Origin of the sequence: Stieleria mannarensis (genome assembly GCF_014154935.1) — a bacterium.
In the GTDB taxonomy this organism is placed as follows: Bacteria; Planctomycetota; Planctomycetia; order Pirellulales; family Pirellulaceae; genus Stieleria; species Stieleria mannarensis.
Genome location: NZ_JACEHH010000061.1, coordinates 39039 through 54091 on the forward strand (window position 1 = coordinate 39039; position 15053 = coordinate 54091).

The 15053-nt window shown below is 54.5% G+C and carries 13 protein-coding genes; 3 read left to right on the forward strand and 10 right to left on the reverse strand.

The genetic code is table 11. The features are described from left to right. Window positions 1-44 precede the first annotated feature (44 nt). Together H1B37_RS28460 and H1B37_RS28465 are read right to left on the reverse strand one after the other, a co-directional pair. The gene (locus H1B37_RS28460) at window positions 45-2432 is read right to left on the reverse strand and encodes a heavy metal-binding domain-containing protein (RefSeq protein WP_182870690.1); all 2388 of its coding nucleotides are present in this window, start codon (window positions 2430-2432) and stop codon (window positions 45-47) included. Window positions 2433-2436: 4 nt separating this feature from the next. Further along, complete coding sequence (locus H1B37_RS28465; RefSeq protein WP_182870674.1) at window positions 2437-3330, reverse strand: zf-HC2 domain-containing protein; 894 nt, start codon at window positions 3328-3330, stop codon at window positions 2437-2439. A gap of 191 nt (window positions 3331-3521) precedes the next feature. Here H1B37_RS28465 and H1B37_RS28470 point away from each other — a divergent pair, with 191 nt between their 5' ends. The 3 genes from H1B37_RS28470 to H1B37_RS28480 all read left to right on the forward strand — a co-directional run bounded on the left by H1B37_RS28470 (window position 3522) and on the right by H1B37_RS28480 (window position 7565). Further along, window positions 3522-3953, forward strand: coding sequence for a hypothetical protein (locus H1B37_RS28470; RefSeq protein ID WP_182870691.1), 432 nt, complete (start codon window positions 3522-3524; stop codon window positions 3951-3953). A gap of 39 nt (window positions 3954-3992) precedes the next feature. Next, complete coding sequence (locus tag H1B37_RS28475) at window positions 3993-4898, forward strand: hypothetical protein (protein WP_182870675.1); 906 nt, start codon at window positions 3993-3995, stop codon at window positions 4896-4898. A gap of 117 nt (window positions 4899-5015) precedes the next feature. Continuing rightward, window positions 5016-7565: a patatin-like phospholipase family protein gene (locus H1B37_RS28480; protein WP_182870676.1), complete on the forward strand. Its 2550-nt coding sequence runs from the start codon at window positions 5016-5018 to the stop codon at window positions 7563-7565. A gap of 80 nt (window positions 7566-7645) precedes the next feature. On the opposite strand, the gene H1B37_RS28485 is transcribed toward H1B37_RS28480, so the two are convergent. The 8 genes from H1B37_RS28485 to H1B37_RS28520 all read right to left on the reverse strand — a co-directional run bounded on the left by H1B37_RS28485 (window position 7646) and on the right by H1B37_RS28520 (window position 14781). After that, window positions 7646-8206: an AAA family ATPase gene (locus tag H1B37_RS28485; RefSeq protein WP_182870677.1), complete on the reverse strand. Its 561-nt coding sequence runs from the start codon at window positions 8204-8206 to the stop codon at window positions 7646-7648. Between the two features lie 124 nt (window positions 8207-8330). Beyond that, on the reverse strand, window positions 8331-9212 hold the full coding sequence (locus H1B37_RS28490; protein WP_182870678.1) for a hypothetical protein: 882 nt from the start codon (window positions 9210-9212) through the stop codon (window positions 8331-8333). A 292-nt stretch (window positions 9213-9504) separates the two neighbouring features. Continuing rightward, the gene (locus H1B37_RS28495) at window positions 9505-9771 is read right to left on the reverse strand and encodes a helix-turn-helix domain-containing protein (RefSeq protein WP_182870679.1); all 267 of its coding nucleotides are present in this window, start codon (window positions 9769-9771) and stop codon (window positions 9505-9507) included. Between the two features lie 183 nt (window positions 9772-9954). After that, window positions 9955-10206, reverse strand: coding sequence for a hypothetical protein (locus H1B37_RS28500; RefSeq protein ID WP_182870680.1), 252 nt, complete (start codon window positions 10204-10206; stop codon window positions 9955-9957). 122 nt (window positions 10207-10328) lie between these two features. Next, on the reverse strand, window positions 10329-10877 hold the full coding sequence (locus H1B37_RS28505) for a hypothetical protein (RefSeq protein WP_182870681.1): 549 nt from the start codon (window positions 10875-10877) through the stop codon (window positions 10329-10331). 253 nt (window positions 10878-11130) lie between these two features. After that, a complete protein-coding gene (locus H1B37_RS28510) occupies window positions 11131-13449 on the reverse strand; it encodes a helicase HerA domain-containing protein (protein WP_182870682.1) in 2319 nt (772 codons plus the stop codon). Window positions 13450-13459: 10 nt separating this feature from the next. Continuing rightward, window positions 13460-14143: a hypothetical protein gene (locus H1B37_RS28515; RefSeq protein ID WP_182870683.1), complete on the reverse strand. Its 684-nt coding sequence runs from the start codon at window positions 14141-14143 to the stop codon at window positions 13460-13462. Window positions 14144-14145: 2 nt separating this feature from the next. After that, window positions 14146-14781: a winged helix-turn-helix domain-containing protein gene (locus H1B37_RS28520; RefSeq protein WP_182870684.1), complete on the reverse strand. Its 636-nt coding sequence runs from the start codon at window positions 14779-14781 to the stop codon at window positions 14146-14148. Between the last annotated feature and the right edge of the window lie 272 nt (window positions 14782-15053).

The window sequence follows — 15053 nt, forward strand, 5'->3', positions numbered from 1 at the left end:
TTCGAAAGTCTAGCGGTGTTGCAACTCGAGCTTGCAGCGAACAATCAATGGTTGTGGCCGGCATGTTGGGGAGCGGCCGCGGCCTGAGCATCACTCAACGGCTGCACCTGATCGGCACATTTCAGCATCGTCGCGCCGTAGTATGGATTTCTCACTTGTTTGTCTGCTTGCAGCCACGTGGCTCCTCTTCCTTCAAAGGCCATTGGGCAATGCAGCTGATACAACGGTTCGCTGCTGGTGAAACCGAAGGTGTGATGGAGCGAGAGGATTTCATCGGACAACAACGCGAACGCTGATCGCTGCTCTGCCAGATCCTTCGCGGCAGCAAGTTGCGTGATGATCTTTGCCAAACTGTCGATTTCCATTCCCCATCGGTTCGCTGCCGCATCTGTAAGCAATCCCCCGTCCACCGAACTCGCAGCCTGCTGCAACCCGCCAATGGATTGGGCAACGGCTTGGGGGTTGTCAGCCGCCAATCCGCTTCCAATCGCAAGGTAGAACGGGATGATCCGGCCGAGTTGTTCACGGAAGGCGACTGGCACCTCCAGGCTCTCGTGGGCCATCTTGTGGTCGCCGTGTGTAAGACCAAATGTTTTCTGCAATCGCTCAACGTGCTGTTTGGTGAGCAGATAGACTCGATCTGCAGCCTGCATCGATTTAACGTCGCGCCCCTCGACGGCATCGTTTCGGAGCAACATCGTCAGTTCATCCAGTTGAGACCGCATGTCGCCGGTCAGTTGGCTCGCGCCGAGCGAAGCGACTTGTTGGCCCAGAGCGTCAAAAGCGTTGCGGATTGCGTCAAGTTCCGCCGACTGAATCGCCTCGCCAATCCCGTCGACGATTCTTGCGGTCTCGTGAAGCTGGGATTGCAGTGGCTCTGGAATCGACATGCCGGCATGCTGGGAACTAGGCATCGGCTGGCCGTCGGCCTTTGGCGTTGACTCTCCACCATGATGATGCCCTCCACCGCCTCCTCCACCTTCAGGAGTCATCATGGACGGCTTCGCTGCGATCTGCAGTGCGCTATCCAGTTTGAAGTTCCCGTTGACCACGACGAGTTCACCTTCTTTGACGCCCGACCTGACCAGGTAATAGTCTCCGGCCCGCGGCCCGAGCACCACTTCACGACCTTCGTAGGTCGGCTCCGGTGCGTCGGGAATCTGTACATAGACAATGGCCCGCGTTCCCGTTAGCAAAGCAGCGGACACCGGAATGACGAGCGGTTTGGCTACGTCTGTTGGCTCAGCCGTGACGAAGCCCAGCGATTCGGCTCGAACCAACGGCATCCCGCAAATGTCACAAGTTCCTGGTTCGTCCTTCACAATCTCCGGGTGCATCGGACTGATCCATTTCCCAGCCAGCGATGCATCGAGAACTCGCCCGCCCGAAGCAATTTGTGAACGCACGACCGCCCGAACGAACATTTCGGGTTTCAGTCGTCCATCTTCATTGGAAACATTGACTCGAACTTTGACGGTTCGAGTCGCTTCGTTCAGCACGGGATCGATAAAAGCAATACGGCCGTGAAAAACCTCACCGGGATAGGCTTCCGTCGTGAATTCAACATCCTGGCCATAACGAAGCCACTGAAGATCTGATTCATACGCGTCCAGCTGGACCCACAAGTGGCTTAAGTCGGCGACCGTATAGATGCGGTCACCGGTGGCCACTCGATCTCCTTCCTGCTTCAGTTTTTTGACAACGATACCACCGGCCGGAGAATAGATCGTTAGGTGGGTGCTCGGTGTTCCCCGCTGCTCAATCTCTTTGATCTGATCTTCGGTGATCCCCAGTAAACGCAGTTTCTCACGCGCCGATTCGGCAAGATCGATGGGCTCGACAAAGCGGCTCGTCGGTCGCTCGGCCTTCGACTCGATTGCAGAAATCAGTTCTTCCTGCGCCGTGTAGAGTTCCTCGCTGTAGATGTAGGCCATGTGGTCGCCCTTTTTGACTTCGACACCCTCAAAGTCAACAAAGAGTCGGTCCAGTCGTCCGGAGACCCAGGCCGTGATGTGCGCCAACCGAGTCTGGTCGTACTCAATTTTTCCGACCATTCGCACGTTCGCCGTTACGTATCGACGCGCGACCGGGACTGTTTCAACTTTCATCAGATCCTTGACGTCACTGCTAATCGAAATGGTCCGTACGCCGCCAACAGATTTCTTAACCGGCACGAGGTCCATTCCACATATCGGGCATTTCCCTGGGCCATCACGGCGTATTTGGGGATGCATGCTGCACGTCCAAATCTCCGCTTTGGCATTTGCCGCGCCCGCTTCATTTGCTGCTGGTTGTCCAGCACTCTGGCTTGCGTCGCCACGATGCCACCACGAGGCAACCGCTACCCCGAGCAGTAGGAAGCAAATCGCTTGAATCGCGAATAGTTTTAGTGCGTGCGTTTGCAAGAACTGGAGGATCCGAGCTTTGCCCATCTTCTCACCCATTTGTTTTTGTGTCTTCCATCCAGGAAACAAACTTCGCAATCTCGTCTTCGTCGCGAACACCGACGGCTGTGATGCTTCGAGTTCCCTGCTTCCATGTGGCAGCAATGCTCTCGTCCAGCTCGACCAGGCAGCATTCTTTGTCACCACATGTAGCGAATTTCGAAGGACGATCACCAAACCAAGTGACCTCCTCGTCATCATGTTCGAAAAGTACCAGGGTCGATCCATCGGCTCGCCTGCAAACCGCTTTTACGCAAGTGCAACAAGGCATTCGAAGCACACTTGTCGAGGCCAGCGAGTATCCCTCCGGAACTCCTTGCGAAACAATCGGACGATAACCAACCAGCTCAACTGCCCGCCGCTCGTCTACTCGCTCGCCTTTGTACTTGCTAAATAACAGTTGCTCGGCCTCGGTTGGATTCTCAGGCAACTTTTGAAGATACTCGTCCATGACACGAACGAACTCAGCCATGTGCTCGGCTGAAATGTCGTCGTGATGTTCCATCGCAATCTGGTTGCCACCAACATGCTTGCCTCCAGCGAACCAGATACCGGCACCCACCATCAGCAGCACCGATGCGGCCAAAGCGATCGTGCCGACGGCAAATCGAGAATCGTTCATCCATGACTTGGCTGCTTCTGACGGAACTACCTTTGGCTCCGACGGGATCATCTCCCGCTCAATTCGGTCCCAAATCACCGGAGGCGGCTCGGTGTCGGCGGTTGCCCGCATCCAATCGGAAATTTGCCCGAACGACTGCACTTCGGCCTGGCACTCGGCACATGACGCAACATGGCTGGACACCCGATTGGCGGCCTCTACGGGTAGTTCGCCGTCAAAATAGGCTGAAAGCAGTGGTCGAATGGAGTCGCAGGAATCACTCATAATGCCGTTCCCTAGGGGATCTCAGTGCATGCCTTTGGATGCACGAATCAGCCATTTCTTCATGCGAATGCCCAAATTCCACTTTTTTGGGCGTCCAGAGTGAAGAATCTGGATTCTCGGGCATCCAAAATGCGAGTCCGGCCCCGCTAGGCTGGCCCCACAACACACGATTTTCCGTGAAAGAGAACATTATGCAACGAACGTTCGTCGCCCTGTTTGGGCTCGCATTCCTTTTGTTCGCAGTCACACTCGGCTGCAATTCCGCCACGACGGAACAATCCTCGAGCCCCTCGCCGGCGGAATCAGACCAAGCCGACACGCCTGCTGAAACCGCCCACGATCATGACCATGGAGATCACGCGGATCACGACCACGCGATGACCGAGGGGGGTGAATCGAACATGGCTGAAATGATGAAGGGCCTGAAAGAGCTTTCGCCGGAGGATTACGAATCGGCGATGAAACAGCACATGTGCCCCGTCAGCGGAGAAATGCTCGGATCGATGGGTGCCCCCATCAAGGTTGACGTTGACGGCAAGAGTGTCTGGATTTGCTGCGACGGCTGTCGAGACAAGCTGTTGGCCAATCCCGACGAGTACCTCGCGAAACTCAATCGATCATAAATCCATCTCTAAGCTCGCTACCAGAGGATTCAATTCATCATGCGCTTTCTTCGAAGTTTCCTGTCCGCCATTTTTGTTTTTGGCTTCACCTCTTTTGCGTTTTCACAACAATCCGGTTCTACCCATTCGCATTCCGCGGAAGGTCATCATCACGAGCACGGACATGCCGCAGCGGCTGGGCCGAATGGTGGGACGATTCATAAGGTGGGTGATTACAACGTTGAAACAGTGATTCGCGAGAAAGGAATCATGTTCACCGTCTTGAGTACGGATGCAAAACAGCTCGATGTTTCCAAGGCGTCTGGCAAGCTATCTTTGCGAGTCGGCGATAACGCGAAGGAGTACGCCTATGATTTGAAGCCACTCAAGAATGGCGCCATTGGAGTGGGAGTCAATCTATCCAAAGTCGTCTCGCACGATTTGCATCTGAACGTCCAACTCCAGGGAATTACGTCGTCAGCAATCGAATTCCACGCAATGGGGCGCGTTGGCGAGGACGGATTGTCGGATGCACTGCTGATCAGTCTCCAGGGAACTTGTCCTGTGAGCGGGCAGTCACTGGGATCGATGGGGAAGCCGCCCAAGGTTCAACTGGGTGACAAGGCACTGTTCGTCTGCTGTGCCGGATGTGTCGACAAACTGAAGAAGTCGTCGGACGAGTACCTCACCAAGTACTACACCGCGAAAGGAAAAGAGGTACGTCCCGGTGTCTTCGAATCAACGCTGGCAGATGCTGATGCAATCGCCGCGCAGAAAGTGTGTCCGGTGATGGATGAGCCGCTCGGTGGAATGGGAGTTCCCGGCAAGGTGAACGTCAAGGGCAAAGCCGTCTTCATCTGTTGCGCCGGATGTGCCAAGAAGCTCGCGGCAGAACCTGACAAGTACCTGGCGGCTCTCAAGGAGAAAGGTGTCACGCCTCCAGCTTTCGAGTCAGAGTTTGATTGAGTCCAAGCTGCCAAATTCCTCCGTAGAGGTTCCAATTCGCTAAACTGAGCACTATGCGGACCAGGGCGTCCGGCGCTCAACGCACTATTTGGGCGAAACTCCTCAATGGGCACCCAAATGGGCAATGACGCTTCTGAAACGGCGGTAAATCAGAGCGACTCCGGAAACCAGGATTCCGAGGCGAAGGCGTTCCTCTGGATCGAACGCATAGTTCGCAAACGCTTTGGGATTCTTCTTCTGCTCGCACTTGTCTGCTGGCCGCTGCTGGGTTTCGTCCCTGCGTTGGAATCGCTGGTTGCAAATGGGCTTCTGCTGGATCGCTACTCACAGATAGCATTTCTGACGCTTACAAACGTCGTCGCATTCTACTTTTCTTTTTCCATCCTTCGATTGCTGAATTCAAGGATCGTGGGAGGACGATGGCTTCAATGGATTGCCGGCGACGGAAATGCTCCCTGGAGTCGTTCACGCATGCAGGCTGTGTTACTTTTTGCTTTGGTCGCTCCCGCAATTCTGGCGTTTCAATTTGGAACTGAGCTTCCACCGGACGGGCATTGGTGGAGATCAATCGTTGCGATTGCATTGGGCGCAGCGGCTGCCATCGCGGGGTTAATCGTGATTGGATGGCTAAAGTCGAAACTCGTCGGCAGTCAGAAAGACACCGCCAACTACTTTCCTTTCGAGGCAAGGACATCCGTTGGGATTATTCCTTGGGACAAGTTCTCTTCAAAGCTTGACGTTCTTCGAGTTCTAGGCATTGAGTCCATCGACCTGCAATTCCTCATCTACTTGATCCTATTGGGCGTGGGTCACGGAGGAATCATTCGTTGGCTTGAGAGCGACTTCTACTGGCTAACTTCTGCTCCTTCAATGCTGGTGATGTTGATCTGGTTGCCATTCATGGCTTTGGCCGGGATCGCCAACGTATTGGATCGGTGGCGCATTCCCTCGCTAATCGTGATTCTTTTGATTCTAGCGGTGGTGCTTTGGTTCCACGGGTCCACTCGCGTGCTTCGAACATTTGAGGATCGTGCAGAGAATCATTTCGTGTCACGTATCGCTAAGGTGCGGCAGCAGGAGAATGAGTTGCTCGATCGAGGCGGATCGATGCAAGATCGCATTGACCTCATTGCCGCGGAGACCGCTTCACTTGAAAAAGATGCTTGGCAGGCCGTTGCCAGTCGAATGGAACGACTCGAAACCATCGAGAATGGCAAAGGCAAGACGTTGGTGGTGGTTACTTGTCCGGGTGGCGGTATTCACGCAGCGGCCTGGGCGGCATGTGTCTTGGACCAGCTTTCTCAGGAGTACGAAGAGTTCAAAGACTCTGTCTGTGTGATCAGTGGCGTATCCGGCGGAAGCGTTGGAACATTGATGTTTGTCAGCAATCGGTATCACAATGAATTGCTTGACCAACGATTGATGGGCGCACCGCCACCAACCACGGACGAGACTCATCGTGATCTGAAAGAGAAGAGTCCTGCCCTCGAGTTGGCAGCCAGATCATCACTCGAGGCGATCGCCTTTGGGATTAGCGTCGACGACCTATACGGCCTTGTGGGGATTCCCGGAACGGGTCGTGGGCAGCGTTTAGAGGACAGCTTCACCTCGCGACTTCCAGATGAGCAGCGGGAATTGACTATGGGGGACTGGGGAGACCGCGCACTAATTGGAACCGTTCCAATCGTCGTTTTCAACTCAACCGATGCTGTGACTGGTCGCAGAATCCTGTTCGACACAGTCCCAACTCCTCGACGGTCGTCAAGCGTTGGGCTCACGGCAAGGCCGCTCAACTATCGCGAATTGTTGGCAACCGAAACGCAGCCGTTTGACGTGCGGCCCGCCACAGCAGCCAGGACTTCAGCCACCTTCCCCTACGTGTCACCATTCACGAAACCAGAGCAATCCAGTTCTGTCGGAAAGAGTGTAGCGATTTGCGACGGCGGCTATGTTGACAACGAGGGAATCGTCACGGCTGTCAACTGGATCGAGTTTTTCCTGAAACGCTGGGTTGCTGAGGCGCAAGAGACGAAGACATTTGATCGAATTCTACTACTGCGAATACAGCCGTCGGCAAGTGTTGATCAAAACCAAATTCCTGGCGCCGGAGGAATTGCCGGTGGATTTCGCTGGTTGACTGGGCCGATTGAAGCGATGGCGAAAGTGCGTTCGGCCTCTCAACTGGAACGCGGCAACTTGGAATCCGACCTTGCAGCATTGTATCTCGATGCTTCGGAAGCTTTGCCGGAACCTTCGACGGCGACGATGGCCGCGCCAGAGAGAAGTTTCGGCGATAGCCTCTCAGATACCAAATCAGACAGCATGCCATACATTCCCGAGTTTGACCCAAGAAAACAACAGCCGATAGAGATTCGCAAGAACTGGGAAAAGATGCTCACCGATTTCGAGGCAAGGGGTAGTCAGCAAATGCTTGCTCCCCCGAGCTTTGAGGCGACATTTGATAACCAGACGCGCGACAAGGAAGGCGAGGCTCCAGTGATCGTTCAGACGATCGCCTTTGTTGATGCGAACCAAGTTATTCCACTGAACTGGAAACTTAGCAATCGTCAGAAGCAGGGTTACCTGCTCGCGTGGCGTCTATGCTCCGCAGCCGACACACAGTTGCGTCGCACGCTTGACCGCTACTTTACTCGTAGGAGCGAGTGATCCATAAGGGCTCCGAAAGAATCGGCGATTCTCGTTTGGATTTCGTGAAGAGTGTGAATCCAATCACTCGGCATGTCCTCTCAACGCGCCGATTCACATTTCGGACAGAGAAGTTTCCATTTCGCAAAACTCAGCACGGTGGTGACCAACTTTTCCGGTTCCTTGTCGCCGGAATGAATCACCACCTGATGCCCTGCCACTGGGAGTTGTAACCTTTTGAATTGGTCTCGAATCAAGTACTCCTCGTGAAACCAGTGATCCTGGTTGGCGGCCCGTGCAGAAGCACGCATCAATGCCGTCGCTAGCGAGATGTCGAGATAAACCAGTACGACGCCACGTATCGCCATCAACTGGCTCTGAACTCGACGCGTCAGTGCAGAGCACGTCGCAACAGTCATTCGGTGCTCGGCAAGTGACTGGCAAATCGCTCGAGTCAGCTTTGCAATCCATCGATCTCGCTCTTCGTCAGACAAGGGGTAGGGCTTGCGCTTCCACTTTTCGGAATGATAGTCATCGCCCTCGATCCTGTTGCAGCCCGTTTGCTTTTCGACGGCTTTAGCGAGCGTGGTCTTGCCGCAGGTCGCCGGACCACACACGACTATGCAGCGGATGGTTGGTTCGTTGGAGGTTTTGGGTAGCATTTTAGGACTTGCTCAGCACGACGAAATGATTCGGTTTGACTGAGTGTAGATGCGCCGTACGAAAACGAACTCATAATCGAAGACTCGGAAAATTCATGATTCGAAACTTCGAAAATCTGGCCGGTCAACGAGGGACCGACGGAGCTGGACCTTTCCCGCCGCCACCGATGTCCAGCCCGAAGTATTCGTTGGAACTTCGTAGATGGTCACGTAGCGCCAAGTCGATATCCTGCTCTGAGTTGGCGGCCGGTGTCTTGGCGACCGTCTCGATGATCCTGGCGTGCTCGGCTACGGACGTCGGGATTCGCTCGACGATCTTTTGTCGATCCGAAGCGCTGATTCGCATTCGCTCCAGAAGTATTTGAAGCAAATCGGCGCCGACGCTCGAAGCAGTCTCGAGGGACGGAAAACAATGAAACCGAATGTCGCGTTTCCAAAACCGATCCGCCCAGTCCCCCACTCCAGGGTCGCTCGTAAACTTCTGCGAGAGTTCCTCACCCTTGGCCCGGTATGACTCGCTGAGCTTGCTGACCGCGTCCATTTCGTAGTTGGCCAATGTCAGGCTTTCAATAATCGCGTTTTTCCTTCCCTTGTCTTCCATCCTGTGAAGACGAATCAATGCCAGTCGCTCCATATCGAATCTCAGCTCATTGATGGCCGCAACTTCATGCGGCTGCGGCATCGCGATTCGCAGCTTCACCTGATCTGAAGTCTGATTCAGGATTCCCAGCCGACCACTCAGTTTGAACATCGCGTCTCGGACAGGGCTACTTTGACGGTCTCCTTCTTCGATTTCGCCAATCAGGTACGAAACCTTCTGGACGCTCGGCGTCCGGCTGGCGTATTCATGGAGAGGGCAGCTTGAATCGACAATCGCGAACACGAGGTGCCGGATGCGATCTTCAATCGACAATCCGTCGCGCATTTTTCGCTTCATCAACTCGTGGAACGCCGCCTCGTAATCGGTGGTCTCCGCGTTCGATTTCTTTTCCCGTTTCGACATCATATTTCCTCAACTGGTTGGACCCGGCCGAGTGTACCAGTACTACCACTGTCATATCGGCCGTTGTTGGATTCTGGCGGTTTCCCAGTTGAAACACCGCTCTGGTCGCCGACCGAATCGCGTCCACGCAGCCATGGTGGGATGACTCGCTCGGCGGACCTGCATACCTGAAGGCAGCGAGGGCAATTCGCCTCCTGCTGAATCGAAAAAAACTTGGCATCGCAGCATTCGCACACGAAATACCACCGCTTCAGCTCGTCCACCGGCGTGAATCGGTCGGTGTTCTCCAGCCCACTCACAGCGGCAACAACCCTTCGTTGCGGATTCGCTGCACTTCATCGTGCGAGATCATCCATTCCTTATTGCGACCTCTTCCGCAGGGGCGCTTCTCTGCGAGAATCCGACCGTGTCGGCACCATTCCCTGACAGTGAATTCGGCTCGTCCCAGCATCTCGGCGACTTCGGAAGTGCTGTAGAACTCCTTTGCGGACATGTTGTCAGTGAGGTTCTCGAGCAACAGCTCGATCCGCTCCAGTCGTTGAAATAGCTCTTCTTCTTTCATGTCCGTGGGCGCCTCCTCCCGTGATGCGCTCACGGAATCTTGCCTTAATTGAATTTCTGGATCACATACTTGCCCTAATCGCTGGCAACCTCGGCCGTTGCCAGCGATAAAACATTCCTGGATTACCGTTGCGCAACGCAGCTTTCGTAACGCGGTTGGTAGCTGCGAGAATTGCGCTGCGCTCTAATTGTCACTCTGCTTGCTTGCAATATTTTCCTGCAGATAGCGAAACGCTGCATCTGCGGCCTTCTCGACGAAGGGCAACTGTTCTTTGGTGAAGCTGTTGGTGTCTCGCAATCGTCCTTCACTGTCTTGAAATGTTCGGCTAATAGTGACGTTGTGCCACGTTCCGCGGTCACCTTCGTTAGCCCAGATCGTGGCCTTGATTCCATGTCCTACGCGAATGTCATGGATCGGTGAATTGTTTGTCGACATGATTGTTCTCCCTTGGGTTTAGTTGATTGAGGAAAAGCAGCCTGGCCCTCGATTCTGAGGGCCGTGGCTGCGCTGTCTTGTTTTTCTCCCGACAGCGAGGAGCATGTTGGAATGCAGTTCGGCTAGATGTCGCTAAAATCGGTCATGAACCGATTCACCGATTCGTCCGGGTCAACAATCACGTCGAACTGGTACTCTTCGCCATGCGATATCGGTTCCCAACCGCGTGGGCCGCATATCCAGGTGCTCCCGTCCGGTCGCATCACCACGTCACCCACACTGAGGCAACGGGTATTGAGAACAATCGGGCCGTTCATGAGTGGATCGAAAAAGTCGCTGGAATAGTTCATCATCCAGAAAACCTCCTCCAAATCGTCGCACGCGACGGCGGCAACCGGGATGTACTCGTCAGGAAACCTGCACGAGCGACCGGTACGCCGCAATCGCGACTTGTCCCACGCATAAAACACCTGGCTCGATGGCGGAGCCACATTCCCATTGCTTTCCTGCTTGCTTTGTGTTTTCATCCGATTCATTCCTGTTGTTTGGCTCGGTGAGGACTTCTCTGAGAGGAAATCACCGGGCTGGACAATCACTTCCTCCTCTCGCTGAGCCACCATCAGTGACTCAGCGAAAGGCACGTTGCTTGCAGGCAAACGTTCTTGGATCACTGCCCGTCGGCAGCCGACGATGTTCCCGTTGCAGCGGTCTTCGTCGCTAGGATCACCAAACCTTTCGATGCATGCTTGGTGACATGCGTGTGAACGAGCGCGTTGCTCGATACCAAGGGGACGAAAGGCGTGTTCGTCTAAGCCTCCTGGGGATTGAGGTATGAAGTTGCAATCAAAAGTCTCGATTCGTAATTGGGTATTCCCATTGTGGCGCTGCTCGATCCGCTTCTATCGGCAGTATGCTGCGCCAATTTCATGGTCCAATCGTTACGCTTCTGGAGGTCGTTCGCCGTTGCTTGGGTATCCGGTGCCGATTGATGAGTGTGCCGCTAGCGCCGGCAGGCCAGGGCATCGCTTGGGCATCCTCGTAATCCGTCTTGTCCTGGTGAAACATGCTACGCGCCGCGAAAATCAGGTCGTGGAATTGGGCATATCCGGCGTTTTCGGTAAGTCGCATGAACAACTGCATTGGGTCGCTTGACACGCGAGACGCCAGTGTTCCCGGAATGCGATCTTGAACGGTTTCTGTCACGCTGATGCTTGCCGTTTGCCCTTGTCGTATTTGATAGCCGAACAGCGGGATAATCTCTTGACCGCCAAGCCTACGCAGCTGCTCACGACCGATATCATCGGTAACTTTCATCCACGCTTGGAGATTCGTATTCGCTTCGATTGTCGAACGCATGTCCATGTCCTTGGTAATCAGCTGGGCCGTGTATTGGTTCGATAGCACTACGCCGACACCGAGGCTGCGCGCCTGACTCAGAAGCCGTTCCAGATCACGAGATACCATCTCCTGCCATTCGTCGATCACGAGAATCGTCTCTCGATTGGGCATGGCACGCGCCGCACCGAGAATTGCACCCGTCACCAGCCGGCCGACTTCGCCAGCAATGAGCCCGTTTTCCAAAGCATTGAGAGCGAAATAGCAATGGCCGGCTAAGAAATCGATCGCCTCATCCCGTATTTGCTGGTCCATGGCGGCGTCACAGTTGAGAGCTGCAAGGGAGGCGAGACGCTCGATTATCAGCAATACATGCTCGCCGTCTTGCTTAACCCGTTCGGAAAGCTCGTGTGGTTTTGCTCCCCGCTGCGCATCCCGCAATCGCTGGACCAACTCAGCCCAACTGCCAACCATCGGGTGACGGTCCAAGACATGCGACAAGAATTTGTATGCAGAATCTCGGTAATACGATTCACCGTAGGCGGCGCTGTACTGTAGCGACAAGGCGGAAAGAATCACTCCCGTACGCTGCGGTGTGGCCAGTTGCTTCCACCACCCCTGGGAAAACACATCCAGTAAATAAGTCGCGTCGCCTTCTCGAAGCGTGAAGTACTTTACCGGAATCGACCGGCCACACTTCACCGATTGATCTGCTGCAGCCCTCTGCATGGCTGACAGCATTTCGTAGGTATGGCTCTTTAGGTCGATGACAATGACTTGCACGTCAGGTTTACGGTAGATCAACTGATCGAGGATCACCGCAAGAAGCCAGGATGTTTTGCCACTACCCGTTGAACCACAGATCCAAGAATGCTGAAAGAGCTTTGAGATCGGCCATAGAATTGGCGAGTAGTCATAGCTCACCCAGCCCAGCCACAAACTTTCACGCTCAATCTCATTGGCTGAGCCTTCCAGTCGGTCCAGCATGGGACGCCACTTTGGAGTCGAAATCTGTGCCTCTTTGAGTGCCAACGCCCGGCCTGAGAATCGCCAAATGCTCAGCGCCAACGCGACAAGCCAGCCGAGCATCCCGGCGATCGGGCAAATTAGCACCCACGAGATTGCGGCAATCTTGCCCGGTTCAAACAACAAGGGCTCGAGCAAGTCATTGATCCAAGCGATTACCCTCGACGAAAAGCCGATGTAGATCGACATCGTGATCAGCGTCACGCTGAAGATGCTTGAGGCCAATCGCCAGACATATGCTCCAGCGGGACTGCGAAGTGAAGCAGGCGACTTGATTTGATCACGGCCATAGCTCAGGTAGCTTTGAACCGCGGCCACAAAGCCTTGCCATCGCGAGCATGGATGCAGGGTCGCGGGTATCTGTTTCCACCAACGAAATCGACGGACGGTCTCCCGGTCATGCATGCCGGCGACGGCTTCGGCGATCGTGTGTCGACGAAACGAAATCATCTGATGGACCAGCCCGATCAGCGAGACGGGCAAGAGGTATCGATACCCATCCATTAGATGAATGGATGTCACCAAGGCCACGTTGGCAAGGCTTACCAGCAATGTGAACCGCGTGAAATTAACCGCAGGGCGGAAGGGAGCCGTCCGCTGCGTGATCGCATTTTGCAGCAATGCGCTGCTAACCACCCAAAAGACGACCGCATGTACCAGTGTGAAGGCTTCCCAAATTAGAACGACACTTAGTTCAACGACCGCCACTGCCGTGCTGACAAGGATTCCAATTAGGATTTTGCGGGCATGGATTTGGTCATCATCCTTTGCCCTTGTACGCACCGGCATGATTAATTCCAACGGCTCGCGACAGAGAGGAAGTTGCCTGGGATCAAGTGGGTTGTCCGTCGCCGACGGGACGTGCGTATCAACGAGTTTCATCGCCGGTCTCCTAAATAAAACGAATAAGGTCGGAGTAGACGGAGGTTTCTAGATGAAGGGGACTACCTTCATCGTCATTGGCTTGCCTTAGCACCCGTGCCTGCTCATCGCTTGCGACGACAACGGCAAAAATCAGTCTTCCCTCATCCTGTAGTCGCTGTACTTCGGGGCACCCGCAGTACTGATAAAGCTGACTTGTCAGCTTGCGAACGACTCGCAATGGACGCCCACAGCGCGGTTCAACGCGAATCGTCCTCAAGACTTCATCCCGCCAAGTGTACGCCCAGGGGTGTATCAACTCATCGGGAAACCATGGGCACTTCCGCTTGAGTTCGGACGCAAGCAGCTGTTTCTGAACCGTCTCCCGCATGCACGTGTAGTTCAGAGCACCAAGCAGGTAGGGGAGCCGCTGCGGTCCGGGACGGTCTGCACGCTTTCTAGGCCAGCCGAATGCTGAGACTGCCCTTGGGCCGATCCGGTAAAGCTTCCTGTTTCCCCACAAGTCGTATTTGTTGATGAAGCGCTGCTCGATCAGTTCATTGACCGCTTTGCGACAGGCATCGTGGCTCAGGCCGTCAAAGAACAGCCGATGCATCACATCCAGCAGGCTAATCGAGTTGCGGCAGACGTGCATGATCAGGCGATTGCTGCGCGGTGATGCCAATGTCGCAGTTTGAATGGTGACGTGGTTCATGATCAAAACAAAAAGTAGGGAAGGTTTCGCTCAGCACCGACGTGCTGATGAAAGTGTGCAACTCGGTCAGCACGATATGCCCCGACATGTTCAATGCAGCAAACGATTCTCTGCTTGCTGTCAACCAACTGAGCATCCTCAACACCTTCTCCATGCCCCCTGAGCGGAGAGAAAAGGTCTTCACCGATAAACTCGAGATCTGGCCAGCGAACTCTTGCGTACCAGTAACACAGGTTGACCCCCAGATCGTGCGTCGCCTGAGTGAGTTTTAAGTGTTTGCGCGGCGGTAGACCGAAATAGTTGAGCGCCCGATTGCTAATACAAAACACGCTCTTCTCGCGAACAGGGATCGACCTCCAACGAGTGCGAGCTTGATGTGAGATGACTTCATAGTCCGGTTCCGGCTCGCCAGGACGCCAGCTGAACAGCGGGTCGGAAACCTCCATGCCCATGGCACACCAAGCGGTGAGCCGGCAAACGAGCTTCGCTGCGGTTAAGACATTGAGTCGCTTTCGCATCGTGGACTGCGAAATGCCATAGTGCTCCGCCTCAATCTCGGCCGTTGTAATGCGATAACAGCGAGCTAAGCGTCGGAGGATCTCAAGATCGCGGCGTTGAATGTTGGGATGCGTGTTCATCGTTTGATTTATGAGATTTGAAAGGAGGCCTCCTTGCCTCCCACTCGAAGCATGCTACGTAACGTTCAAAACAGAAACTCGAGCTAAGCCACGGATGTAGCATCACCCAAATCACGAGCTCCGAACCGATGCAGCACCTTCGTGTAAGCGCTGACCTCAGCAGGACGAACCTGCTCGTCACCATAAAGCGATTGCCATCGAAATGACGGCTGTAAACACCGTGCGACGGTGTTCAGTTGCGACTTACGCTTTGTCGCTAGTGGCCGCACGAC

Coding starts and splice junctions, on each gene's coding strand:
- H1B37_RS28460 (WP_182870690.1), bottom strand. CDS start 2,432: ATGGGCAAAGCTCGGATCCTCCAGTTCTTGCAAACGCACGCACTAAAA.
- H1B37_RS28465 (WP_182870674.1), bottom strand. CDS start 3,330: ATGAGTGATTCCTGCGACTCCATTCGACCACTGCTTTCAGCCTATTTT.
- H1B37_RS28470 (WP_182870691.1), top strand. CDS start 3,522: ATGCAACGAACGTTCGTCGCCCTGTTTGGGCTCGCATTCCTTTTGTTC.
- H1B37_RS28475 (WP_182870675.1), top strand. CDS start 3,993: ATGCGCTTTCTTCGAAGTTTCCTGTCCGCCATTTTTGTTTTTGGCTTC.
- H1B37_RS28480 (WP_182870676.1), top strand. CDS start 5,016: ATGGGCAATGACGCTTCTGAAACGGCGGTAAATCAGAGCGACTCCGGA.
- H1B37_RS28485 (WP_182870677.1), bottom strand. CDS start 8,206: ATGCTACCCAAAACCTCCAACGAACCAACCATCCGCTGCATAGTCGTG.
- H1B37_RS28490 (WP_182870678.1), bottom strand. CDS start 9,212: ATGATGTCGAAACGGGAAAAGAAATCGAACGCGGAGACCACCGATTAC.
- H1B37_RS28495 (WP_182870679.1), bottom strand. CDS start 9,771: ATGAAAGAAGAAGAGCTATTTCAACGACTGGAGCGGATCGAGCTGTTG.
- H1B37_RS28500 (WP_182870680.1), bottom strand. CDS start 10,206: ATGTCGACAAACAATTCACCGATCCATGACATTCGCGTAGGACATGGA.
- H1B37_RS28510 (WP_182870682.1), bottom strand. CDS start 13,449: ATGAAACTCGTTGATACGCACGTCCCGTCGGCGACGGACAACCCACTT.
- H1B37_RS28515 (WP_182870683.1), bottom strand. CDS start 14,143: ATGAACCACGTCACCATTCAAACTGCGACATTGGCATCACCGCGCAGC.
- H1B37_RS28520 (WP_182870684.1), bottom strand. CDS start 14,781: ATGAACACGCATCCCAACATTCAACGCCGCGATCTTGAGATCCTCCGA.